The following is a 21768-nucleotide window of genomic DNA, read 5'->3' on the forward strand; positions in this document are numbered from 1 at the left end:
ATCTGCCTCTTGCAATATCCGAACAATCTGTTCGTCTGAAAACCGTGCTCTCTTCATACCTGCTCCTTAGGTTGAAGGAGTCATTATCTCTAAAAGCTTTTGGTCTGAAAATCCCAGGACAGGTCAAAGCGTCTATCTGTTGGCAACCCAATCTATTGGTTGGGAGGGCGGCATCATCTTTTTTTCCATACAAGCATTTGAGCTTACGGTAAGCGCCATACTTATGATGCTTTTAGGACTCAATGTGCTAGATGGTTTAAAGCTTACCGCTAATGCCTCAACTGCTTTCTAGGGTATTTAAAGTCTCTTTAATGGTTTTATCTAATTAATTGATCTATATATTGATTTAGCTGGGTAGCCTGAAGAGCGCCACTAACCCTTTCCACTTCTTTTCCGCCCTTAAAGAATACCAATGTTGGAATTGATCGAATATTAAATTTAGCGCCTATCCCTGGATATTGTTCGGTATCAATTTTGATGTGAATAACCCGATTAGACCTAGCAACCGCACTTGCTTGGAAGGTGGGAGAGAACATCTTGCAGGGGCCACACCACGGCGCCCAAAAATCTATGATGATTGGAAGGATGGAATCCCTAATGAGTTCGTCGAGGGCGGCCTCGTTGGGCGTAATGGGTAAGGATAATATTTCCTGTTTGCAGACGCCACAAATTGGACTGTTCGCAATCTTTTCAATAGGGATGCGATTCATTTTGTTGCAATGGGGACATGAAAGTATCATTTAATCTCTCCAGCAGGACTATATTCGAGATGGGTGAAAGTATGATCTGGATGCAAAAGACAGAGCGCTTCATTCTTTAACCTATTGTCACTCTAGTTATATATTGGTTAGGCATTAAATGGCAAGAACTATTAAAGCGCCCAGTGCAATCTTTTCCTCAAACTGTGCCAGTTTGATATAGGCCGTTTCCCCTGTTTCTTTCTGGATAGACAGTCCTTTATTGGGGTCAAAGCTAGCTAGGTAGTCGCCTGGTGAGATTGGTGAAAATCCACTATCTAAATCATCTGCAGAATGCCTGCGCCCTAAAAACCCATTATTTACGTGTATATGCATTGATATTCTCCTTGCTTTGCCGTTCTCCCTATGGAGTCTTGCTTATTAAGGGGTCGATGTATCAGTCAATCCTCAGTGTAATCATCTCTTTTGAGCGCAAGAATTTCTTGATATGTATCAAAAAACAATATGAAATTTACTGTTTTTATTGACCTGTATCAAAAAAATTATTTTCATGTGGTCTATCTTGATAAATAAGTTATTCGGTGTCATCAAAGCAATAGACTGGAACAGAGAAAATGGAACACAAGCTACCTATATTGCCTTATGACTTGGATGCATTGGAGCCATATATTTCAAAAGAAACTATGGAGTTTCACTATGGAAAGCATCACCAGGCTTACGTAAATAACTTAAACACTTTAATTAAAGGTACTTGTTTTGAAGGCTTAAGCTTAGAGGACATCATTAAAAATTCTTCTGGGCTAATTTATAACAATGCAGCACAAGTATGGAATCACACATTTTATTGGTTGGGTATGGAGCCATCTACGCCAGAAGTGCCATTTGGAAAGCTGGCTAAGGCAATTAATGCCAAGTGGGGCTCATTTGAAGCATTCGTTGAAGTTTTTTCTATATATGGCATCGAAACCTTTGGATCGGGATGGGTGTGGCTGGTAAAAAGAGCTGATGGATCTCTCGAATTGGAGTCCACTAGCAATGCGGGTAATCCTCTAACAACGGGATCTAAGCCATTGCTAACCTGTGATGTATGGGAGCACGCATACTATATTGATTATAGAAATGCTCGCCCTCATTACTTACATAGCTTTTGGAAATTGGTAAATTGGGAATTTGTTGAAAAGAATTTTGAATGAGCGCGCATTCCCGCGACGAATCTAAATATGCCGTAGATTGTATTTATGCTTTTTATCTCTTTATGTGAGCAAACGCTAGAGCTCAAAATTGCAGAAAAAATATTTGTAAAACTAACGAAAGGGTGGGGTATCAAATGGATAAAAATGTATTTAAATCAAGCGCTACAGATCCGCTTAGCCTGGCACTTGAAATTCAAAGGTCTACTTTTCATATGCACAATATTTGGTTAAACCTTTTACTCGGGTCTCCTAGCAGCTCAAACTTTATTGATGACTATAAAAGCGTGCTCAATAATTGCCAGTCAAAAGGGGTGCAAAGAAACAGAAGATCCTATGATCAACTTGATTTCGATCTTTTCAACATTGTGCCGACTTTATATCTGAATTTTTTCAATGAGATCTCAAAGATTAATGAGTCAAAAAAGTATTCTGTGAATCCCTAGGAAAAGTCCCAATGTGATGGACTCGGGTGAAAGCCCTTCGTAGTTATTATTATCGGTATAGCACTTGATAGCTTCGGGGGGATAGGTTTCCAATATTTGCCATATTGAACGAATTGTTCCCACGGGCCGCCAATTGGTTGAGGTAAGCAGCTTTTGGGGTAAAGAAAAAGCCCCTAGATTGCTCTAGGGGCTTTACTTATTTGGCTCCTCGACCTGGGCTCGAACCAGGGACCTACGGATTAACAGTCCGGCGCTCTACCAACTGAGCTATCGAGGAATAAGCCGATATTATAGCAAGATGAAATCACTTCTTCCTACTTCTGTGCAGATCCCCAAAGTACTGACCATTGCTGGGTCCGATAGTGGCGGCGGGGCGGGGCTGCAGGCCGATCTCAAGGTGATTACGGCATTAGGTGGCTACGGGATGTCTGTGATCACGGCAATAACCGCCCAAAATACCTTGGATGTCACGCGTATTCAGGACGTTGATCTTGGTGTTGTTGAAGCCCAGATTGACGCAGTTTTAATGGATATTGGTGCCGATATTGTCAAAATCGGTATGTTAGCCAGCCCAGAAATAGTTCGGACAGTTGCCAAATCTTTACGCAAACACGGCGTTAAACGGATTGTTCTGGATCCCGTTTTGCGCGCCACCTCTGGTGCAAGCTTAGGCGGTGACGATACCGCTCAAGCCATGATCGCCGACTTATTTCCGATTGCATCACTAGTTACGCCTAATCTAGATGAAGCTTCATTGCTGCTTGGTCGTGAAATAAGTGGTCCTAATGATTTCAAACTGGCTGCCGAAGAATTGCTCGAGATGGGCCCGCAAGCAGTGCTTATCAAAGGCGGGCATTTAGACAGCACGCATACCCAAATTACCGATTACTTAATGTGGCGCACGCTTGAAGACGGCCTTATAGTGGTTCAGTCAAAAGAATTCAGGCACTACCGCGTCAACACAGTAAATACCCATGGCACCGGATGTTCTTTAGCGTCTGCAATTGCTACCTACCTTGCTGATGGTCATGACCTCGACCATGCGGTTGCTAAGGCGATCGCCTATGTAGAGGCAGGATTAGAAGCAGGACGGTTCTTAAGTATTGGCGAGGGTCCAGGACCTTTGTGGCATATGCATGATTTTTTCCCTACAGCATTGCTCGATGAGAAAGAAAAGAATTGAAGCAGGCCCTAAAGAAGAAAAAACGGGCTCTAAGCCTGCATTAATTCTTGTAAGTGCTTGACTGCTGCCTTGGGGTCTTTGGCTTGGGTAATTGCTCTCACGACAGCTACTGAACCAACACCACTTTTTGCCACCGCATGAATGCTATCTTGATCAATACCGCCAATAGCTACTAGCGGGTAGTTGCTCATGAGTTGCGCGTATCGATATAGGCGGCCAAGCCCTTGCGGTGCGGTAGGCATCTTCTTTAAATTTGTCGGAAAGATGGCGCCCATTGCAATGTAACTTGGGCAAAAGCGATCTGCATAAGCCAGCTCTGCATAGCCATGAGTGCTGAGCCCCAGTCTTAAACCCGCACCCCGAATCTCTTCCAGGTTGGCATCTACCAAATCTTCTTGGCCTAAGTGGACACCATAGGCTCCGGCATCAATCGCCTCTTGCCAATAATCATTAATGAAGAGCAGGGTCTTGCTATCTTTGACCGCAGCAACGGATTCTTTAATCTGTTTTCGGATTTTGGATTTCTCATCCGACTTAAAGCGAAGTTGTACTGTAGGTAGCTCCGCTTCAACCATGCGCTTCACCCAATCAGCGTCTGGCATTACGCCATACAATCCTAAGCGTTTTGGGCACTCTTTAAAGGCATTAGGATTCATATTACGAGTCCAGGGCAATAAATCAAAATGCTCTGGCCTGCTAGGCCATTTAAAGGGATTAAAGCCGCCATCTTGCAATGTCATGCGTGACCACGCTTTACCCAAGATTCTGGCATCGGACTCAATAAATCCCATCTCAATAGCAGCTAGTGCACCCGCTAATTCGTAATGATCAACAGCAGCTTCGTTATCAATCAGCGGAGGAGGGGAGTTCAGACTAAAGCTCGGAATCGGAATACATAAATCCTCATTGCGATGTGCGGCAACGATTTGGTCTGCAAGGTCTCGAATCAGGCTCATGAGTTTAGTGTACTTAAGATTGATGCCAAAAAGGAGTGCCCACCAATGGGGTGCTTGCTTGGGCTGACTCTTGGGGCTTCATGGCGCCAGATAAATAGGCTGTACGACCTGCATCAACTGCCATAGCAAAGGCTTTGGCCATCACTACAGGATCATCCGCCAAGGCCACTGCTGTATTAAGTAGTACGCCATCAAATCCCCATTCCATGACAGTGCAGGCATGAGAAGGAAGTCCTAGGCCAGCATCAACCAAGAGTGGAACCTTTAATCGATCACGCAATAGTTTCATGGCATACGGATTTAAAGGGCCTTGACCTGTGCCAATCGGAGCAGCCCAAGGCATCACTGCTTGGCAACCGACATCAACCAATCGTTGGCACAAAATGAGATCTTCTGTGCAATACGGCAGAACCTTAAAGCCATCTTTAATGAGAGTTTCCGCTGTCTGCACTAAACGCAAGACATCAGGCTGCAAAGTGTAATCATCGCCAATCAACTCTAATTTGATCCAATCGGTTTCAAACACTTCGCGCGCCATTTGCGCAGTCGTAATCACTTCTTGTGGACTGTGGCAACCAGCAGTATTCGGTAGAACAGGAACCGCCATCTTCTTAAGTAAATCCCAAAAGCCGCTATGCGCTTCAGCCGTTGATGTTCCCTGGCGACGCAAGCTCACAGTAATCATGCCAGGATTAGATGCTTGTACTGAGTTCTCTAGCACCTGTGGAGAAGGGTAGCGTGAGGTCCCTAATAGCAAACGACTAGCAAAGCTCTCGCCATAAAGGACAAGGGTATCGGCGCTATTGAGGTTATTAGGTAAAGGGGCGTTCATATCAAAGTAGTTTGTTCTAAATCAGCCGCCAGTAACGGGGGCGATGATTTCAATTTGATCATTCTCATTTAAGACAAAATCTGCATGCTTGGTCTTGGGTACAAAATGGAGATTGACAGCAACAGCATAAGGCGGCTTCGCATTGATGAGAGTCAGAGCATCACTCACCATGCTCTTGCTGGGCAATTCATAAGCTACTTGATTAACGATTACGCGCATACCGCCTCAATCTGATTATGATCTTGAGACATGCTCAATCCCAGATCCAATGCAGTTTTGCTTGCGCCGAACTCTAAAAGTTCTAAAGCGCAATCGAGCACTGCAGGAGAAATCATAAAACCATGGCGATATAAACCATTGATTATGATCAAATCAGCAAGCCCTTTATCTTTCTGAGACCGAATTTCTGGGAGATTATTTTTTAAAGTGGGGCGACACTGCGTCGCCATCTCTAAAATACGCGCTTCGGCAAACCCGCTATGAACGGTATAGACGGCGCTAAGTAATTCCATGGCAGAACGCACGCTCATTTCTGACAGATCATCGGATTCAATCTCCGTTGCACCCACCACATAGACATCGTTTTCTTTTGGCGCTATATAAATCGGGTAGCGCGGGTGTATTAGGCGTGTAGGCCGACGCAACTTGACCTCTGGTGCGTATAGTCGAATAACCTCACCACGAACACCGCGTAAGCTATTAGGCTTATCACCAGATGACCAAGATTCTTTGGCGCCAGTGCCTCGGCAATCAAGCACTGCTTTGTAGTTTGACTGTTTGCGTAACTCTTGAGGGTCGATCTCGGTATGCCAGTGACAACTTACCTTAAGAAGATCCAATTCACTTACTAGAGCATCCAATAGCTGGCGGTTATCCAATTGCCCTTCATTGGGTAAATAGAGTCCCTGGGTAAACCGATCCGCAACTCCTGGCTCTAGTGCGCGCAAAGCTTCATTATTGAGTTTTTGCGGCGCGCTTAAACCGGCATTGGAGCGACAGTTCTTTTCTAGGTGAGCGGCAAAGCGTTCCGCATCACTAGAGTCTTGCCGATGCCACAAGATCAGGGTGCCGTCCTGCTGAAAGTAAACCGGGGTAGACAAATCGTCTATCAGTTCTTTCCAGCGGGGCAAGCTATGCAAACCCATGCGAACTACAGAGTCTTCAGTAATGGCGGATTCAGCCAATGGTGCCAACATTGCTGCAGCAATGCGCGCAGCTGCATGAGAGCCATCTGGACCGCCCTTATCAAATAGATCGACTTGAGCGCCGCCTTTAGCAAGTGCAAGAGCCAGTAGGCGACCCATGAGGCCGCCACCAACAATCGCATACTTGCTATTGGAAAAGCTTGCGCTAGTCATCGCTTATCTGTTCGCTGTGAATGACTTACTGATAAATCTCACTACCGCGCTTACGGAACTCTGCAGACATTTCATCCATGCCCTTAGAAGCATCGGTCACTTCAGTAATTGGAATGACCTTGGCTTTAGGGTTGCCATCAGCATCTAAAGTCGCAGCATATTCACGCACCTCTTGAGTGATCTTCATGGAGCAGAACTTCGGACCACACATGGAGCAAAAGTGCGCAATCTTGGCGCCTTCCGCTGGCAGTGTTGCGTCGTGATATTCACGCGCACGCTCAGGATCTAAGCCCAGATTAAATTGATCTTCCCAGCGGAACTCGAAACGCGCTTTAGAGAGTGCGTTATCGCGTACTTGCGCACCAGGTAAACCTTTAGCTAAGTCAGCACCATGGGCAGCAATCTTGTAAGTGATGATGCCTTCGCGTACATCTTCTTTATCCGGCAGACCTAAATGCTCTTTTGGTGTGACATAGCAAAGCATTGCTGTGCCGTACCAACCAATTTGAGCTGCACCAATACCGCTGGTGATGTGGTCATAGCCTGGGGCAATATCGGTAATCAATGGTCCGAGCGTGTAGAAAGGAGCTTCCAAGCAATGTTTCAGCTCTTCAGTCATGTTCTCTTCAATGCGCTGCATTGGAACGTGGCCAGGGCCTTCAATCATCACTTGTACATCATGTTTCCAGGCCTTAGCCGTCAATTCGCCGAGTGTATGGAGTTCGCCAAACTGAGCGGCATCATTGGAGTCGGCAATACAACCAGGACGTAAGCCATCACCCAAGCTAAATGACACGTCATAAGCTTTCATGATCTCGCAGATTTCATCAAACTTTGTGTAAAGGAAGTTTTCTTTGTGATGCGCTAAGCACCACTTAGCCATGATCGAGCCACCACGAGAAACGATGCCAGTAATGCGATCAGCAGTTAGCGGTACATAACGGAGCAATACACCAGCATGAATAGTGAAGTAGTCAACACCTTGTTCTGCTTGCTCAATCAAGGTATCGCGGAACATTTCCCAGGTGAGGTCTTCTGCAATGCCACCCGTTTTATCTAAAGCTTGATAGATTGGAACCGTGCCAATAGGAACTGGAGAGTTGCGAATAATCCATTCGCGTGTCTCATGAATATGTTTACCAGTGGAGAGATCCATGATGGTATCTGCACCCCAACGAATCGACCACACCATCTTTTCAACTTCTTCGTTAATGGATGAAGTAACAGCAGAGTTACCTAAGTTGCCGTTAATCTTCACGCGGAAGTTACGGCCAATAATCATTGGCTCTAATTCAGGGTGATTAATGTTGGCTGGAATAATCGCACGGCCTGCAGCAATCTCAGAGCGCACAAATTCACCAGTGACGATGTCAGGAAGATTGGCACCATAACCTTTACCGGGATGCTGCTTCAACAACTGCTTATAAGCAGGGTCTTTTCGAAGTTGCTCAAGGCCCATGGATTCACGCAGGGCGATGTATTCCATTTCAGGAGTGATGATTCCCTGGCGAGCGTAATACATCTGACTGACGTTATGACCAGACTTTGCTACGCGTGGCGCACTGATATGAGAGAAGCGTAAATTTTGGGTAGCTTCATCTTGTGAACGGGCTACACCATATTCAGAGCTAGGCCCTGCCAACTGGATGGTGTCATTACGTTCAGCAATCCAAGCATCGCGAAGTCTTGGCAAACCTTTTTCAAGATTGATCACAACATCTGGATCGCTATATGGGCCTGATGTGTCATAAACAGGTACTGGAGGATTGGCCAACATTTCTTCGCCTACGCGAGTAGGTAGCTGCTCAATCATGCGGATTGGCGCTTTGACATCGGGTCTTGACCCTTGGAGGTAAGTTTTTGTCGAGGCCGGATAGGCAAACTTTTGCCCAAAGTCGCGCTCTAAGCTTTTAAGGCTTGGAATCTCGTGTTTTGCATTTTTAGTTGAAGTCTTGCCTGTACTCATGTCCATCTCCTAGCTGTTTTAGATGGACGAAACCGGGCGTCGGTCTGATGTAACTCCCCACGCCAGCATTACCTGGATCGGGTTATAGGGTCTTTCTCAGCACCTTCTAAAACTGCTATGAAGGGCACCCCTGTTTCATCCTTAAGATGAATTTAACCACGAATTGACCGATTACTGTATGACGCCAGTCAAGCCCTGCCAAACAGCCCCAATAGGCTACTTATTGCGGCGCAATATGAAGTCTGCGGTCACAAAGGCAGCGTCAGAGGTAAATTCATCAGCAAGGATTCTGGCGGCAGCCTCTGGCAGGGAGATTTCAATAAAGCCACTGACTTCACCATCATGGTTAGTGGGGACAAAGTTGTCGGACAACTCTAAATCATAGATATACAGCTGCTCATCGTGAAAGCCTCGATCTACTGATGGGCGGCGCATATGTATACGCCCCACAGGTTCAATTTGATCAGAGATGTGTTCAGGAACGCCAGCTTCCTCCCAAAGCTCACGACGCGCACTAACCCAGGGTGTTTCATCGGCAGTAATACCACCAGCAGCCAAGTTATCTAACTTACCTGGATCGGTCGGCTTGGTCTCACTGCGCCTACCTAGCCAGATGGTATTGCCGTGGGTATAGCCATTAATATGGGTTGCCATGCTACGAAAGCCAAAGGTACGAAACGCAGCGCGTTCCATGCGAAAGTATTTGTGACCATTTAAATCAACCCACGCAAAGTCTTCGTTACGCCAGCCTGGAATAAACCCACCCAATCTCATACGATTGGCCAATTGATAAAGGCTGTTAGATAAATCTCTAGGCTTGCCCAATTGAATGGTGAGTTTGTCATGACCCATTGCAATCAGTGCAATGGATTCTTTTTGTAAAGACTCTTGCAGATAAGGAATGAACTCTGGATTGAGGTGACCAATCAGTTGCTCGCCGGTTGCGCCACGTGATAAATAAATCGGTAGGTAATCCGCGGGAGCAGAGCGTGCCGTATTTTGGAGCATTTCCTCGAGGGCCGCTAGAGTACTGGTTGAGAGACTGGTCATGGCCTAAGTGTAAGGGAACTTTCCGTTCTGCGCCCTGATTCAAAAAGTTCCCTAACACAAAATATTATAGGAACTAGCATAAATATTTATAAGAAAAGACAGAAAGTAGGGAAAGATATTCTGCACACAAATTAGGCAAGCTAGGTCTGCCTATACAAATCTGTGACTTACGAAAACTTTTGAGGATTTATCCACAAGGCCTGTGGATAAGTATGGCAAAGAAACGGTTCAATTTTGATGAAATATTGCTTTACTTGAGTCTAAACCTAAGCCCAAAGGAAATTGGGGCGTTATAAACACACAAAATCGATAGAGACAAAAATTGATCATTAGAGCTTGAGCTATCGCTCATTAATTCGGGCCAATATTAGATTTTGAGGGTGTAAAGCTATCTTTTGGGTGCTTGTTAATATGGAAAGCCAGATCTGGTTTGAGGATGAAAACAAGCGGCTTAATGTAATTAATTTTGCTGGCTAAATCAATTTGGCAAACATTATTCTACAAAGGGCCTAGTGTAAGATCTTGCCCATGCCTAGAAAATAATTCAAGTTTATTGGGCGCTTATTCTCCAGCAATGAATCGATGCAGAAATGAAAAAAATAATTATTCTTTTAGTCTCAACGTTAATGTTGGCCCCAGCATTAGTTAGCGCACAAACAACGCCATCAGTTATCGGCACCCTATCTTGGACATTGAGTCCGGGATTAACTAGCCCATCAACCACTGTATATCCGCCGACTTGGCAAGGTAAATGTGGGCCAACCCCTCCATCTGCATGCATTCAGCAGATGAATACACCGAATACTCCTTACTGCCCTCCGCCAACACCAAACCTATATCCATATTGCTCTGTAACTGCAGGCGCAAGCTTTACTGCACTGACGGCAACGGTCACAGATACAGGCAATGGTTATTACTCACTATCTGGTCAAGGAACTATTAACTTGGTGGTTACTGAGCCTTCGCATCAAACCTTTAGTACCGCTAGTGCGCTTACTGGCAGCATGTTTCTGAATGATGGTTGGTACTTGATGACCTTAATTTTTACTGCGTACCCTGTGCCTGTAGGTTGCTCCCTCAATGCCGTGACATTATCGGGGGAGTGTGTTGGTGTAACTGGATCCACCTCTCCTATCACTTTGGTTGTTAAGTGATATGTTGGGTCCTAAAAAGTTTAGTCTTATTTCATTGGTGAAAATTTCGGGAGTTCTTGCGCTTTCTGTTTTATTGCTCTCCTGCAGTGGTGGGGGCTCATTTTCCTCTGGTGGATCTACAAGCTCATCATCGCAACTTGCCACTACAGTAGCTGAATTATGTCCACGGTGTTTATCTACTCAGCCCAGTGGCGCGAGTCAATTGGAAAGTACTATTAGAAACATCAGTCCTGGCTCGATAAACAATCCAAGTTCTGGGCCTTCACAGTTGAAAGTAACACTTGAAACTATAGGCACCAGATAGTCCCATAGAGCTTGGTCCCGCCGACAGGAATCGAACCTGTATCCCACGCTTAGGAGGCATGTGCACTATCCATTGTGCTACGGCGAGATGCTAGGAAAACAAAAAAGTGTGCTAAGTCAATTCTAATGAATTACCAACCACACAGTGCCCATACTTGATTTGTCACTGCTACCATCATATCGGGTGCGAAGTACATTGAGAAAACAAACAACAAAGTGAATAAAGCAAACCCATAAAAGATGATCCTCCCAATGCCCGGTTTTTTCTTAAGCATTAGCCACTCTATGAATTGCTCGTTCCTTTACAGGAAGGTTAACTAAGAAAGCAAAGACGCCTAAGCCAATCGCGATTTCCCAAACAACTAAATAAGAGCCAGTTTGGTCAAACAGATAACCGCCTAAGAAGGCGCCACAGAAGCTACCCAATTGATGTGAGAAAAAGATGAGACCAGAAAGCATTGTCAAATACTTCACGCCAAAAATTTGCGCAACGATACCGTTGGTCAGTGGAATGGTTGAGAGCCATAAGAAACCCATAATGGCAGCAAAGATGTAAGTGCTCATCGGTGTAGGTGGCAACAATAAGAATGCCGTAATGGCAATGGAGCGCCCAATATAGATGGCAGACAGCAAATAGCGCTTAGGAAAACGCTGGCCTAGGATGCCAGAACTATAGGTACCGAAAATATTAAATAGGCCGATTAAGGCTAGCGCAGTAGTTGCCACTACTGGGGCACCAACCGCTGGATAGTTTGAGGAAAGATCTTTGAGGTAAGGCGCCAAATGCACGGCAATAAACACCACCTGAAAGCCGCAAACAAAATACCCTAGGGTTAAATAGCGAAAGCTTGAATTACCGATAGCTTCTTTAAGCGCCTGCTTAATCGTTTGATCGCCCAGCTTATGGTTGTATGTGAAATTCTTTTCACGCAACATAAATGCGGTTGGAATCATCAGGCTGGCCATTAATGCCAACATGAGCAGCGCATCTTGCGTACCAAACATACTGAGCAAACCTTGCTCGGCCGGAATCATGAGGAACTGACCAAATGAACCTGCGGCAGCAGTAATGCCCATTGCCCAAACCCGTTTTTCTGCTGATACGTTGCGACCTAAGATTCCATAGACCACGCTGTAGGTAGTTGCGGTTTGTGCCAAGCCAATGAGCAGGCCACCAGCCAACGTGAAGTTCATTACATCGGTAGAAACGGCCATACCAGCCAATCCTAAGGCATACAAAATACCACCAGCAACCATGATTTTGAATGCGCCGTAACGATCAGCCAAGGCCCCAGTGATCGGTTGAACTGCACCCCAAATGAGGTTTTGTAAAGCAATAGTCAGGGCAAAGGTTTCACGACCCCAGCCGTTGGCTGAGGTAATGGGCAAATTAAATAGTCCAAAGCCATGACGTATACCCATGGATAAGGTAACCATGAGTCCGCCATAGATGAGGACTTCCTTCATTGAAAGCCCTGGTTTGGAAGTCTGTGCTGTCATGGGTCTTAGATAACTCCCTTGGTGCGCAGCGCTTCAATCGCTTGATCATCTAACTTGAGACGTTCATGCAGGATCTCTTTCGTATGTTGACCCAGCGTAGGTGGTGCCATACGCACTTCAGTAGGAGTTTTTGATAGACGCATTGGGCTGGCCACCAGTTTCATATTGCCAACTGTAGGGTGTGGAACATCAATTTGAACGCCGCGATGGATAACTTGCTCGTTTTCAAACACTTCTTTGAAGTTATTGATAGGGCCGCAAGGAACATTCGCTTTCTCTAGTAATGTAATCCAGTCGCCTTTGGTTTTCTTGCGTGTCATTTGCTCTAAGAGTGGAATGAGTTGCTTGCGATGCTCAACACGCTGCGGGTTAGTAGCAAAGCGGGAGTCATCCGCCAGCTGGGGTTCACCACCCGCAGTCACAAAATGTCTAAATTGACCGTCATTGCCGGCACCCACAATCATCCAGCCATCAGATGTTGGGAAGGTTTGATAGGGAACGATGATCGGTGAAGCATTGCCCCAGCGTTTTGGCACTTCACCCGAGGTGAGGTAGGCACTAGATACATTCGCCATCACAGCAACCTGCGTATCTAGTAGCGACATATCAATGTATTGACCTTCGCCTGTATGGTCGCGGTGCACGATGGCGGCCAAGATGGCTGTACTTGCATACATGCCAGTAAATATATCGGCAATCGCAACGCCAGATTTTTGTGGGCTAGCGCCTTCGAAGTCATGAGCTTCACCTGTGACGCTCATGAAGCCACCCATGCCTTGAATAATGAAATCGTAGCCAGGGCGGTGGGCATATGGACCAGTTTGACCAAATCCAGTAATCGAGCAATAGATCAAATCCGCTTTAACCTTCTTGAGGCTTTCGTAGTCGAGGCCATATTTAGCCAGGTCACCCACTTTGTAGTTCTCAATGACGACATCAGACTCAGCGGCAAGTTGGCGGATTAGCTCTTGACCATCGGGCTTGGCAATATCAACCGTAATGGAGCGTTTATTGCGATTGATGCAAATAAAATAGGCGGATTCGTCAGTTTCCTTGCCATTGGCATCTTTGGCGAATGGAGGACCCCAATGACGGGTATCGTCTCCAACGCCTGGTCTTTCGACTTTTATGACATCCGCACCCAAATCAGCTAGATTTTGAGCGCACCAAGGACCCGCCAAGACACGGCTGAGGTCTAAAACGCGAATATGACTTAAGGCTCCCATCCCCCAATTTTGGCATGGATGACGGGGGAATTCCCGAAAAATTCGGTCTGGATCTCAGACATGACTACAATTTGCGCGCATGGCTACCCGTAAAACTTCCGAATACAGCGAATCGTCGATTCAGGTCCTAAAAGGACTGGAGCCAGTCCGTCAACGGCCTGGAATGTACACCCGCACCGACAATCCACTCCACATCATTCAGGAGGTGCTGGATAACGCATCTGATGAGGCCCTGGGCGGTTTTGGCAAGCAAATTATCGTCACGATGCATGCCGATGGCAGCGTAAGCGTTGAGGATGATGGGCGCGGCATTCCAGTGGGGATGCATCCTACCGAAAAATTACCGGTAGTCGAGATTGTGTTTACCCAACTTCATGCTGGCGGCAAGTTTGAAAAAGGTACTGGTGGTGCCTATGCATTCTCGGGCGGCTTACACGGCGTTGGTGTGTCGGTAACCAATGCTTTATCAAAAAGATTGGAAGTCACCGTTTGGCGTGATGGCCAAATGTCGACATTGACCTTTGCTGATGGCAAAGTGATTGAGAAGCTCAAAACGATTTCCTCTTCAAAAGAAGATAAGTCACACGGTACCCGCGTACGTGCTTGGCCAGACGGTAAGTATTTTGATAGCTCGGTTATTCCAATGCCTGAGCTCATTCGCTTACTGCGTTCCAAGGCCGTTTTATTGCCTGGCGTGAAGGTAACGCTGATTCAAGAAAAATCAGGCGATACTCAGACTTGGCAGTATGCACAAGGCTTGCGAGGCTATTTAAATGAAGCGATTGCGCAAGCTGGTCATGGTGCCGAAGTCATTCCACCATTTGAAGGCGAGCAATATGCCACCGGCACTGGAGATGAAGATTCTTTTGCTGAAGGCGAGGGCGCGGCTTGGGTAGTTTGCTGGACTGAAGATGGTGCACCAGTGCGCGAGAGTTATGTGAATTTGATTCCAACACCCGCTGGCGGTACCCACGAAAGTGGTTTGCGTGAAGGCTTATTTAATGCTGTTAAAGGCTTTATTGAGATGCATGCATTGCAACCGAAGGGTGTGAAGCTAATGCCTGAGGACGTATTTGCTCGCGCATCCTTCATTTTGTCTGCCAAAGTATTAGATCCTCAGTTCCAGGGGCAAATTAAAGAGCGCCTCAATTCTCGAGATGCCGTACGTTTAGTTTCTGGCTATGCGAAATCTGCCTTAGAGCTATGGCTTAATCAACACGTTGACTACGGTCGTAAATTGGCCGACCTAGTGATCAAGCAGGCGCAAGCGAGAACCCGTGCAGGCCAGAAGGTTGAGAAGAAAAAATCCTCTGGTGTAGCTGTTCTGCCTGGCAAGCTGACGGATTGTGAGAGCGAAGATATCGGTATGAATGAAATCTTCCTAGTAGAGGGAGATTCTGCAGGTGGTTCAGCCAAGATGGGTCGTAACAAGGAATATCAAGCCATCCTGCCATTACGTGGCAAAGTATTAAACACTTGGGAAGCGGAGCGCGACCGCTTGTTTGCCAATAATGAAGTGCATGACATCGCCGTAGCGATTGGTGTTGATCCACATGGAGCGAATGACACCCCCGATCTATCCAATCTGCGCTACGGTAAGGTATGCATTCTTTCTGATGCGGACGTTGATGGTGCGCACATTCAGGTATTGCTCTTAACCTTGTTCTACAAACATTTCCCCAAACTCATTGAGCTAGGGCACGTGCATATTTCTAGGCCGCCACTTTTTAGGGTCGATGCGCCAGCGCGTGGCAAGAAGCCTGCGCAAAAGATTTATGCTTTGGACGCTAATGAGCTTCAGGCTATTGAAGATAAATTGCGTAAAGACGGCGTCAAAGAAACTGCATGGCAGATCTCCCGCTTTAAGGGCTTGGGAGAAATGAGTGCAGAGCAACTTTGGGATACCACTTTGAATCCAGATACTCGACGTTTACTGCCGGTCACATTGGGGACATGGACTGAAGACGAAACATTTAAAACAATGGACATGTTGATGGGTAAGTCAGAGTCTGGTGCACGCCGTGATTGGTTAGAAGAGCGCGGCAATGAAGTGGAGGCGGACATCTAATGACAACTAAAAAAAATCCCGGCACAAATACTCCGGCCGATCAGGCGGATTTGTTTGCCAATCCCGTTGAAATTAATATTGTTGAGGTGGATGAGGCCCCTGCGGTAGCTGCAACTTCTGGAGGCGGATCAGACAATCATGATCCAAAAACGATCGATCTGAACGAAGATGGCAAAGATAGCTTAACGCTAGCGGTATACGCAGAGCGTGCCTATTTGGATTACGCAATTAGTGTTGTAAAAGGCCGCGCACTACCAGACGTATCCGATGGTCAAAAACCGGTACAGCGCCGTATTTTGTTCTCAATGAGCGAAATGGGTCTGCGTGCAGATGCTAAACCCGTCAAGAGTGCGCGTGTAGTTGGCGATGTATTGGGTAAGTTTCATCCGCATGGCGACCAATCTGCATACGATGCCTTGGTACGCTTGGCACAAAGCTTCTCACTGCGTTACCCATTAATCGATGGTCAAGGTAACTTTGGTTCACGCGATGGCGATGGCGCAGCAGCAATGCGTTACACCGAGGCGCGTCTTACTAAGATCGCTAGCTTGCTGTTGAGTGAAATCGATGAAGGTACGGTAGATTTTGCTCCAAACTATGATGGATCATTTCAAGAGCCGAAATTATTGCCAGCTCGCTTACCGTTTGTATTGCTCAATGGGGCATCCGGTATTGCAGTGGGTATGGCTACCGAGATCCCTTCACATAATTTGCGTGAAGTCGCTACGGCTGCTGTTGCTTTAATGAAGTCCCCTAAGATGAGTACTTCAGAGTTATTGGAAATCATGCCTGGCCCTGACTATCCAGGCGGTGGACAAATTATTTCTTCTTCTACAGAAATTGCCCAGATCTATGAAGCAGGACGCGGCAGCATCAAAGTACGTGCACGTTGGTCTGTCGAAGAATTGGCTCGTGGTCAATGGCAGATCGTTGTTAATGAACTGCCTCCAGCGACCTCTTCGCAACGGGTGCTACAAGAGATTGAAGAGATTACCAATCCGAAGGTGAAGGTCGGTAAAAAGACCTTAACGCCTGAGCAAAATAACCTTAAATCAACCATCTTGAATGTGCTTGATGGTGTGCGTGATGAATCCAGTAAGGATGCGGCAGTACGACTTGTATTTGAACCGAAGAGTAAAAATATTGACGTAAATGAGTTTGTCAATTTATTGCTTGCGCACACATCATTGGAATCCAATGCACCAATGAACTTGGTGATGATTGGTAATGATGGTCGTCCTCGTCAAAAAGGCTTAAAAGAAATTTTGTCTGAGTGGGTTGCATTTAGGGTAGCCACAGTGACTCGCAGAACGCAGCACCGCTTAGGCAAAGTCAAAGATCGTATGCATATTTTGGAAGGACGCTTAACCGTTCTTCTCAATATTGATAAGGTCATTAAGATCATTCGCAATAGCGATGAACCTAAAGCGGATCTGATTAAAGAATTCAAGCTGAGTGATCGCCAAGCAGAAGATATTCTGGACATTCGTTTGCGCCAGTTAGCTCGCTTGGAAGGCATCAAGATTGAGCAAGAGCTTAAACAGCTCAAGGCTGAACGCGATGACCTAGAGGGCTTATTGCAAAACGACACCGTCTTGCGTAAGCGCATCATTAAAGAAATCGAATCTGATATGAAAGACTTCGGTGATGATCGTCGCACCCTCATTCAAGAAGATAAGCGTGCCGTTGCTGAGACCAAAGTCATTGATGAGCCAGTCACAGTGATTGTTTCTCAAAAAGGTTGGGTACGTGTTCGCCAAGGTCATGAGCATGATGCAACTCAATTTGGCTTCAAAGCCGGCGATGCTTTATATGCGACCTTTGAAGTGAGAACCGTGGACGTGATTCAGGGCTTTGGTAGTGATGGACGGGTATATACAGTTCCCGTCAGCGAATTACCAGGTGCTCGCGGCGATGGCTCGCCATTAACTAGCTTCGTCAATTTGGCTGCTGGCTCACAAATGGTCGCCTATTACGCTGGTCAACCCGATGATTTGGTATTGCTTTCTACTAAAGCGGGTTATGGATTCTTGGCTAATGTTGCTGATATGACTACTCGCAATAAAGCGGGTAAATCATTTTTGAGCATGGATGCTAAAGTTCCAGGAGATGCACCTTTAGGCGCGGCTAAGGTGAAGGTAGGCATGAAGCAAGTCGCCTGCCTTTCGGAGACTTCTAAGCTACTAGTTTTCCCGTTAGATGAGCTCAAGCGACTTCCAACCGGCGGCAAAGGGGTAATCCTAATGGGCTTGGACGACAAAGAACACTTGGCTTCTGCTATCGCTGTTGGACCTGATGGCGCTACTTATTCAGGTGCGGGACGTGCTGGCAAGCCAACTGAACTCGGTTTGGATGCAAAAACCTTGAAGTCATTTGCTGGTAATCGTGCGCGCAAAGGTCACTTTGTTGAGCCACGCTTGAAAGACGGCAAGTTAACGGCAAACTAAGTGGCGAACTAAGTAAGACGTTTACGTTTTTTTAGGAATACTCACGCCATATTTAACGGCAATCACTTCTGCCAGAATCGATACAGCGATCTCTGGCGGAGTGAGGGCGCCAATATATAGCCCAACAGGGCCATGTAACTTTTCAACTTGTTCTTGGCTCACATCAAACTCGAGCAAGCGTTCTTTGCGCTTCTGGGTGTTCTTCCGACTACCCAGTGCGCCCACATAAAAGGATGGAGACTTGAGAGCCTCCATCAAAGCCATATCATCGAGCTTTGGATCATGCGTTAGTGCCACAACTGCTGTGTGAGAGTCAACACCAATTTCTAGAAGCACATCATCCGGCATGCCCTTCACAAAGGTAATATCGGATCGATTCAAGCCTTCGGCATACTCTTCACGTGGATCAATCACAATCACCTCAAAGTCAGAAGCCAATGCAAAGTCAGCCGTGTACAGGGAAAGTTGACCGGCACCAATAATCACCATACGCCAACGGGGACCATAAGTGGTTTGCATTTCTTGTTCGGTACAAAAAAATTCATCACTACGATCACCCAAGCCAAGAGTAGACTTGCCAGTCGCTAAATTGACAGAGCGACGGGTCACTTGATGGGAAGAAATTTTCTCCAGCAGTTTCTCTAAAATCGCTAATTCTGGTTTTGGCTCAACCAGCAGACGTAGTGTGCCTCCACAAGGCAATCCAAAACGAGCGGCCTCTTGTTGGGTTACTCCATAAACCACCATCTCCGGGGTATTGCGTGTGAGGATTTCAGTTTGAACGCGGCGTATCAGGTCATCTTCAACACAGCCGCCTGAAACAGACCCGGCAACTTGCCCGTCCGCTCTGATGGCTAGCCAAGAGCCGACTGGACGGGGTGCCGAGCCCCATGTCTGCACTACGGTCGCAATCGCAACGGATTGACCCGCTTTGAGCCATTCGACGGCAGATTTGAGTACGCTTAAATCGGTGCTATTCATGCTTTATCTTTTTTTACTAAAACTTTTATTAATAACTAATTATTATCACTCTAATGACTATTTCTAGTGAATCCTCAAAAAGTCCCAATTTGCGCCTAGCCATCCTGATATTGGCAGCAGGTGAGGGGAGTCGTTTGGGTGGATATCCTAAAGCCTTGTTAAAAAAGGGCGGGGATAGTTTGTTAAAGCACTTTGTCCAATCAATCCAAACTCTTGAACCCTTAGAGACTCTGATTGTTACCGGCTTTTACTCGGATCAAATTGAAGTAGAAATTAATTTACTCAAGCGTGAGCTTGAAAGTCCAATAAGTTGGGAGAAAAATATCCATCCGGAATTGGGTCAAGCCTCTTCTGTGCGGCTTGGTCTTGAGTCTCTCAAAAGTGACTACGATGTTTTGTTAATTGCCTTATGCGACCAGCCTGAAATAGGCCTTAAAGAAATAGAATCCTTGGTGGAACAATACAAGCACAGAAAGTTAGATCAAGAAATCGTATTGCCGATGGTAAATGGTCAAAGAGGTAACCCGGTGTTATTTTCAAAACTAGTCATTGAGAAAATCTTAGCAATACCCGGAATGGTCTGCAGACCCTTTATGGATCTGCATCCCGAGCTAGTCAAAACGTTTGTCACTGATAACCAAGCATTTGTAATGGATGTCGATACGCAGAACGATATCGAGAAACTAGGGTTGGATAGAATCCAACCCCATTAAGCCGTATTGAATTAAATCTCGGCGATTAATTCGATTTCTACACAAGCCCCAAGCGGTATTTGAGCGACACCAAAGGCGCTACGCGCATGTTTACCAGCATCGCCAAAGACTTCAAACAGTAGTTCTGAGCAGCCATTCACCACCAAATGTTGCTCCGTGTAACTGTCGGTGGAGTTCACTAATCCCATGACTTTAACGATGCGCTTTACTTTATCTAAAGAGCCTAAGTGGTTTTGCAAGGTAGAAATCAAGTCAATCGCAATAGAGCGTGCAGCTGCTTTACCGGTTTCTGTATCCAAATCTTTACCGAGCTTCCCAACCCAAGGCTTGCCATCGCGTTTGGCAATATGGCCAGAAAGAAAAACGGTATTGCCCGAAGTGGCAGCCATGACATAGGCAGCGGCAGGAGGCCCTGGTGGAGGCAAGTCAATTCCGAGGGTTTTAAGACGTTCGCTAATGGTTGTGCTCATATTGTGTTTCTGTAATTGAATTGAAAAAAGAATCTTACTTGGAAAGCTGACGCATGGCGCTTTCAAGGCCATTCAGAGTGACTGGGTACATACGATCTTTCATGAGGTTTTGCATGATGTCTATCGATTGACGGTATTGCCAAATCGATTCTGGCTCAGGATTAAGCCATGCAAAATGGGGGAAGTGATCAATGAGTCGATTGATCCAAACTGCACCCGCCTCTTTGTTGTTGTACTCAACCGAACCATTGGGACTCAAAATTTCATAAGGAGACATCGTCGCATCTCCAACAAAGATCAATTTATAGTCTGGCCCATATTTATTAATGATGTCTTGCGTTGCGGTAACTTGATCACGTCTACGGCGATTGCTTTGCCACACGTTTTCATAAACACAGTTATGGAAGTAGTAAGCTTCTAAATGCTTAAATTCAGCTTTAGCGGCAGAAAATAACTCAGCAATGCGCTGGATGTGGTCATCCATCGAACCGCCAACATCCATGAGAAGCAGAACTTTGACCTGGTTGTGTCGCTCAGGCCGCATTTGAATATCCAGCATGCCTGCATTGGCGGCTGTTGAATGAATGGTTTTGTCTAAATCCAACTCTAGCGTAGACCCTTCGCGAGCAAAGCGACGTAAGCGTCGTAAAGCAACTTTGATGTTACGTGTGCCTAAGGCTAAATCGCTGTCGTAGTCCTTAAATTCCCGGGCTTCCCAGACTTTGATGGCTGTTCTATTGCCAGCACTTTCTCCGCCAATGCGAATGCCTTCTGGGTGATAGCCGCTGTGACCAAATGGAGAGGATCCGCCGGCACCAATCCACTTATTGCCACCACCATGCCATTCTTTTTGCTCTTTTAAAAGTTCTTCAAGACGCTTCTTTAGGGCATCCGGCCCACCTAATTTCTGCAGTGCCGCTTTTTCTTCATCGGTCAGTACGCGTTGAAGTTTTTTCTCAAGCCAGTCAAGCGGAATATCCGGGGAGAGGGCGATGATTTGCTCGATCCCGTTGAAGTAGGATCCAAACACTTGATCAAAGCGATCAAAGTGTTGTTCGTCCTTAACCAAGGTTAAGCGCGAGAGCTGATAAAACTCATCAATCGATGGTTTAATAACGCCGGATTTCAAACCTTCCAAGAGTGTTAAAAACTCTCGCACTGAAACAGGCACCTTGGCCTCTTTCAGATTAAGGAAGAATTGAATCAACATAACAAAATGGCGTAATC

At 46.2% G+C, this 21768-nt stretch carries 19 protein-coding genes, 2 tRNA genes and 1 riboswitch; of the genes, 6 read left to right on the top strand and 15 right to left on the bottom strand.

Annotated elements, in window-relative coordinates:
- Window positions 1-317: 317 nt before the first annotated feature.
- On the bottom strand, window positions 318-740 hold the full coding sequence (gene trxC / locus ICN39_RS04725) for a thioredoxin TrxC (protein ID WP_255532295.1): 423 nt from the start codon (window positions 738-740) through the stop codon (window positions 318-320).
- A 114-nt stretch (window positions 741-854) separates the two neighbouring features.
- Entirely contained in the window at window positions 855-1073 is a 219-nt protein-coding gene (locus tag ICN39_RS04730) for a hypothetical protein (RefSeq protein WP_216232934.1), read from the bottom strand.
- 239 nt (window positions 1074-1312) lie between these two features.
- On the opposite strand from ICN39_RS04730, the gene ICN39_RS04735 reads away from it, so the two are divergent.
- Window positions 1313-1891, top strand: coding sequence for a superoxide dismutase (locus tag ICN39_RS04735; protein ID WP_216232935.1), 579 nt, complete (start codon window positions 1313-1315; stop codon window positions 1889-1891).
- Between the two features lie 644 nt (window positions 1892-2535).
- Here the strand turns inward: ICN39_RS04735 and ICN39_RS04740 are convergent.
- Window positions 2536-2611 (bottom strand) — tRNA-Asn (locus tag ICN39_RS04740).
- 21 nt (window positions 2612-2632) lie between these two features.
- Here ICN39_RS04740 and thiD point away from each other — a divergent pair.
- A complete protein-coding gene (gene thiD / locus ICN39_RS04745) occupies window positions 2633-3517 on the top strand; it encodes a bifunctional hydroxymethylpyrimidine kinase/phosphomethylpyrimidine kinase (RefSeq protein WP_216232936.1) in 885 nt (294 codons plus the stop codon).
- Window positions 3518-3546: 29 nt separating this feature from the next.
- Here thiD and thiE read toward each other — a convergent pair whose 3' ends face one another.
- The 6 genes from thiE to ICN39_RS04775 form a co-directional block, all read right to left on the bottom strand.
- The gene (gene thiE / locus ICN39_RS04750) at window positions 3547-4473 is read right to left on the bottom strand and encodes a thiamine phosphate synthase (RefSeq protein ID WP_216232937.1); all 927 of its coding nucleotides are present in this window, start codon (window positions 4471-4473) and stop codon (window positions 3547-3549) included.
- A gap of 13 nt (window positions 4474-4486) precedes the next feature.
- Window positions 4487-5305, bottom strand: coding sequence for a thiazole synthase (locus tag ICN39_RS04755; RefSeq protein WP_216232938.1), 819 nt, complete (start codon window positions 5303-5305; stop codon window positions 4487-4489).
- A gap of 21 nt (window positions 5306-5326) precedes the next feature.
- Window positions 5327-5524: a sulfur carrier protein ThiS gene (gene thiS / locus ICN39_RS04760; protein ID WP_216232939.1), complete on the bottom strand. Its 198-nt coding sequence runs from the start codon at window positions 5522-5524 to the stop codon at window positions 5327-5329.
- Entirely contained in the window at window positions 5515-6663 is a 1149-nt protein-coding gene (locus tag ICN39_RS04765; RefSeq protein WP_216232940.1) for an FAD-dependent oxidoreductase, read from the bottom strand. Before ICN39_RS04765 ends, thiS begins: the two co-directional genes overlap by 10 nt.
- A gap of 25 nt (window positions 6664-6688) precedes the next feature.
- Window positions 6689-8629 carry a phosphomethylpyrimidine synthase ThiC gene (gene thiC, locus ICN39_RS04770; RefSeq protein WP_216860978.1) on the bottom strand — a complete coding sequence of 647 codons (1941 nt, stop codon included), beginning with the start codon at window positions 8627-8629 and terminating at the stop codon, window positions 6689-6691.
- Between the two features lie 37 nt (window positions 8630-8666).
- Window positions 8667-8771: riboswitch (TPP riboswitch) on the bottom strand.
- A gap of 74 nt (window positions 8772-8845) precedes the next feature.
- Window positions 8846-9679 (bottom strand): NUDIX domain-containing protein, encoded by an 834-nt coding sequence (locus tag ICN39_RS04775; protein WP_216232941.1) that lies wholly within the window; start codon window positions 9677-9679, stop codon window positions 8846-8848.
- Between the two features lie 590 nt (window positions 9680-10269).
- Between ICN39_RS04775 and ICN39_RS04780 the strand changes: the two genes are divergently transcribed.
- Complete coding sequence (locus ICN39_RS04780; protein WP_216232942.1) at window positions 10270-10833, top strand: hypothetical protein; 564 nt, start codon at window positions 10270-10272, stop codon at window positions 10831-10833.
- 316 nt (window positions 10834-11149) lie between these two features.
- On the opposite strand, the gene ICN39_RS04785 is transcribed toward ICN39_RS04780, so the two are convergent.
- The 3 genes from ICN39_RS04785 to ICN39_RS04795 all read right to left on the bottom strand — a co-directional run bounded on the left by ICN39_RS04785 (window position 11150) and on the right by ICN39_RS04795 (window position 13862).
- A tRNA-Arg gene (locus tag ICN39_RS04785) sits at window positions 11150-11224 on the bottom strand.
- 179 nt (window positions 11225-11403) lie between these two features.
- Window positions 11404-12636, bottom strand: a complete 1233-nt coding sequence (locus tag ICN39_RS04790; RefSeq protein ID WP_216232943.1) for an MFS transporter — start codon at window positions 12634-12636, stop codon at window positions 11404-11406.
- A 5-nt stretch (window positions 12637-12641) separates the two neighbouring features.
- Window positions 12642-13862, bottom strand: coding sequence for a CaiB/BaiF CoA-transferase family protein (locus tag ICN39_RS04795; protein ID WP_216232944.1), 1221 nt, complete (start codon window positions 13860-13862; stop codon window positions 12642-12644).
- A gap of 79 nt (window positions 13863-13941) precedes the next feature.
- Between ICN39_RS04795 and ICN39_RS04800 the strand changes: the two genes are divergently transcribed.
- Complete coding sequence (locus ICN39_RS04800; RefSeq protein ID WP_216232945.1) at window positions 13942-15930, top strand: DNA topoisomerase IV subunit B; 1989 nt, start codon at window positions 13942-13944, stop codon at window positions 15928-15930.
- A gap of 71 nt (window positions 15931-16001) precedes the next feature.
- On the top strand, window positions 16002-18377 hold the full coding sequence (gene parC / locus ICN39_RS04805) for a DNA topoisomerase IV subunit A (RefSeq protein ID WP_370623693.1): 2376 nt from the start codon (window positions 16002-16004) through the stop codon (window positions 18375-18377).
- Window positions 18378-18398: 21 nt separating this feature from the next.
- Here the strand turns inward: parC and ICN39_RS04810 are convergent, their stop codons facing one another.
- Window positions 18399-19358: an XdhC family protein gene (locus tag ICN39_RS04810; protein WP_216232946.1), complete on the bottom strand. Its 960-nt coding sequence runs from the start codon at window positions 19356-19358 to the stop codon at window positions 18399-18401.
- 53 nt (window positions 19359-19411) lie between these two features.
- Between ICN39_RS04810 and ICN39_RS04815 the strand changes: the two genes are divergently transcribed.
- Window positions 19412-20071 carry an NTP transferase domain-containing protein gene (locus ICN39_RS04815; protein ID WP_216232947.1) on the top strand — a complete coding sequence of 220 codons (660 nt, stop codon included), beginning with the start codon at window positions 19412-19414 and terminating at the stop codon, window positions 20069-20071.
- Between the two features lie 11 nt (window positions 20072-20082).
- On the opposite strand, the gene ICN39_RS04820 is transcribed toward ICN39_RS04815, so the two are convergent.
- The gene (locus ICN39_RS04820) at window positions 20083-20541 is read right to left on the bottom strand and encodes a RidA family protein (protein WP_216232948.1); all 459 of its coding nucleotides are present in this window, start codon (window positions 20539-20541) and stop codon (window positions 20083-20085) included.
- Between the two features lie 34 nt (window positions 20542-20575).
- Window positions 20576-21751, bottom strand: coding sequence for a VWA domain-containing protein (locus ICN39_RS04825; RefSeq protein ID WP_216232949.1), 1176 nt, complete (start codon window positions 21749-21751; stop codon window positions 20576-20578).
- Window positions 21752-21768: the final 17 nt, after the last annotated feature.

Origin of the sequence: Polynucleobacter sp. AP-Reno-20A-A9 (assembly GCF_018882085.1) — a bacterium.
Taxonomy (GTDB): domain Bacteria; phylum Pseudomonadota; class Gammaproteobacteria; order Burkholderiales; family Burkholderiaceae; genus Polynucleobacter.

Bases quoted from the DNA above. Each gene is read 5' to 3' on its own strand.
- trxC (WP_255532295.1), bottom strand. From the start codon at position 740: ATGATACTTTCATGTCCCCATTGCAACAAAATGAATCGCATCCCTATT.
- ICN39_RS04730 (WP_216232934.1), bottom strand. From the start codon at position 1,073: ATGCATATACACGTAAATAATGGGTTTTTAGGGCGCAGGCATTCTGCA.
- ICN39_RS04735 (WP_216232935.1), top strand. From the start codon at position 1,313: ATGGAACACAAGCTACCTATATTGCCTTATGACTTGGATGCATTGGAG.
- thiD (WP_216232936.1), top strand. From the start codon at position 2,633: ATGAAATCACTTCTTCCTACTTCTGTGCAGATCCCCAAAGTACTGACC.
- thiE (WP_216232937.1), bottom strand. From the start codon at position 4,473: ATGAGCCTGATTCGAGACCTTGCAGACCAAATCGTTGCCGCACATCGC.
- ICN39_RS04755 (WP_216232938.1), bottom strand. From the start codon at position 5,305: ATGAACGCCCCTTTACCTAATAACCTCAATAGCGCCGATACCCTTGTC.
- thiS (WP_216232939.1), bottom strand. From the start codon at position 5,524: ATGCGCGTAATCGTTAATCAAGTAGCTTATGAATTGCCCAGCAAGAGC.
- ICN39_RS04765 (WP_216232940.1), bottom strand. From the start codon at position 6,663: ATGACTAGCGCAAGCTTTTCCAATAGCAAGTATGCGATTGTTGGTGGC.
- thiC (WP_216860978.1), bottom strand. From the start codon at position 8,629: ATGAGTACAGGCAAGACTTCAACTAAAAATGCAAAACACGAGATTCCA.
- ICN39_RS04775 (WP_216232941.1), bottom strand. From the start codon at position 9,679: ATGACCAGTCTCTCAACCAGTACTCTAGCGGCCCTCGAGGAAATGCTC.
- ICN39_RS04780 (WP_216232942.1), top strand. From the start codon at position 10,270: ATGAAAAAAATAATTATTCTTTTAGTCTCAACGTTAATGTTGGCCCCA.
- ICN39_RS04790 (WP_216232943.1), bottom strand. From the start codon at position 12,636: ATGACAGCACAGACTTCCAAACCAGGGCTTTCAATGAAGGAAGTCCTC.
- ICN39_RS04795 (WP_216232944.1), bottom strand. From the start codon at position 13,862: ATGGGAGCCTTAAGTCATATTCGCGTTTTAGACCTCAGCCGTGTCTTG.
- ICN39_RS04800 (WP_216232945.1), top strand. From the start codon at position 13,942: ATGGCTACCCGTAAAACTTCCGAATACAGCGAATCGTCGATTCAGGTC.
- ICN39_RS04810 (WP_216232946.1), bottom strand. From the start codon at position 19,358: ATGAATAGCACCGATTTAAGCGTACTCAAATCTGCCGTCGAATGGCTC.
- ICN39_RS04815 (WP_216232947.1), top strand. From the start codon at position 19,412: ATGACTATTTCTAGTGAATCCTCAAAAAGTCCCAATTTGCGCCTAGCC.
- ICN39_RS04820 (WP_216232948.1), bottom strand. From the start codon at position 20,541: ATGAGCACAACCATTAGCGAACGTCTTAAAACCCTCGGAATTGACTTG.
- ICN39_RS04825 (WP_216232949.1), bottom strand. From the start codon at position 21,751: ATGTTGATTCAATTCTTCCTTAATCTGAAAGAGGCCAAGGTGCCTGTT.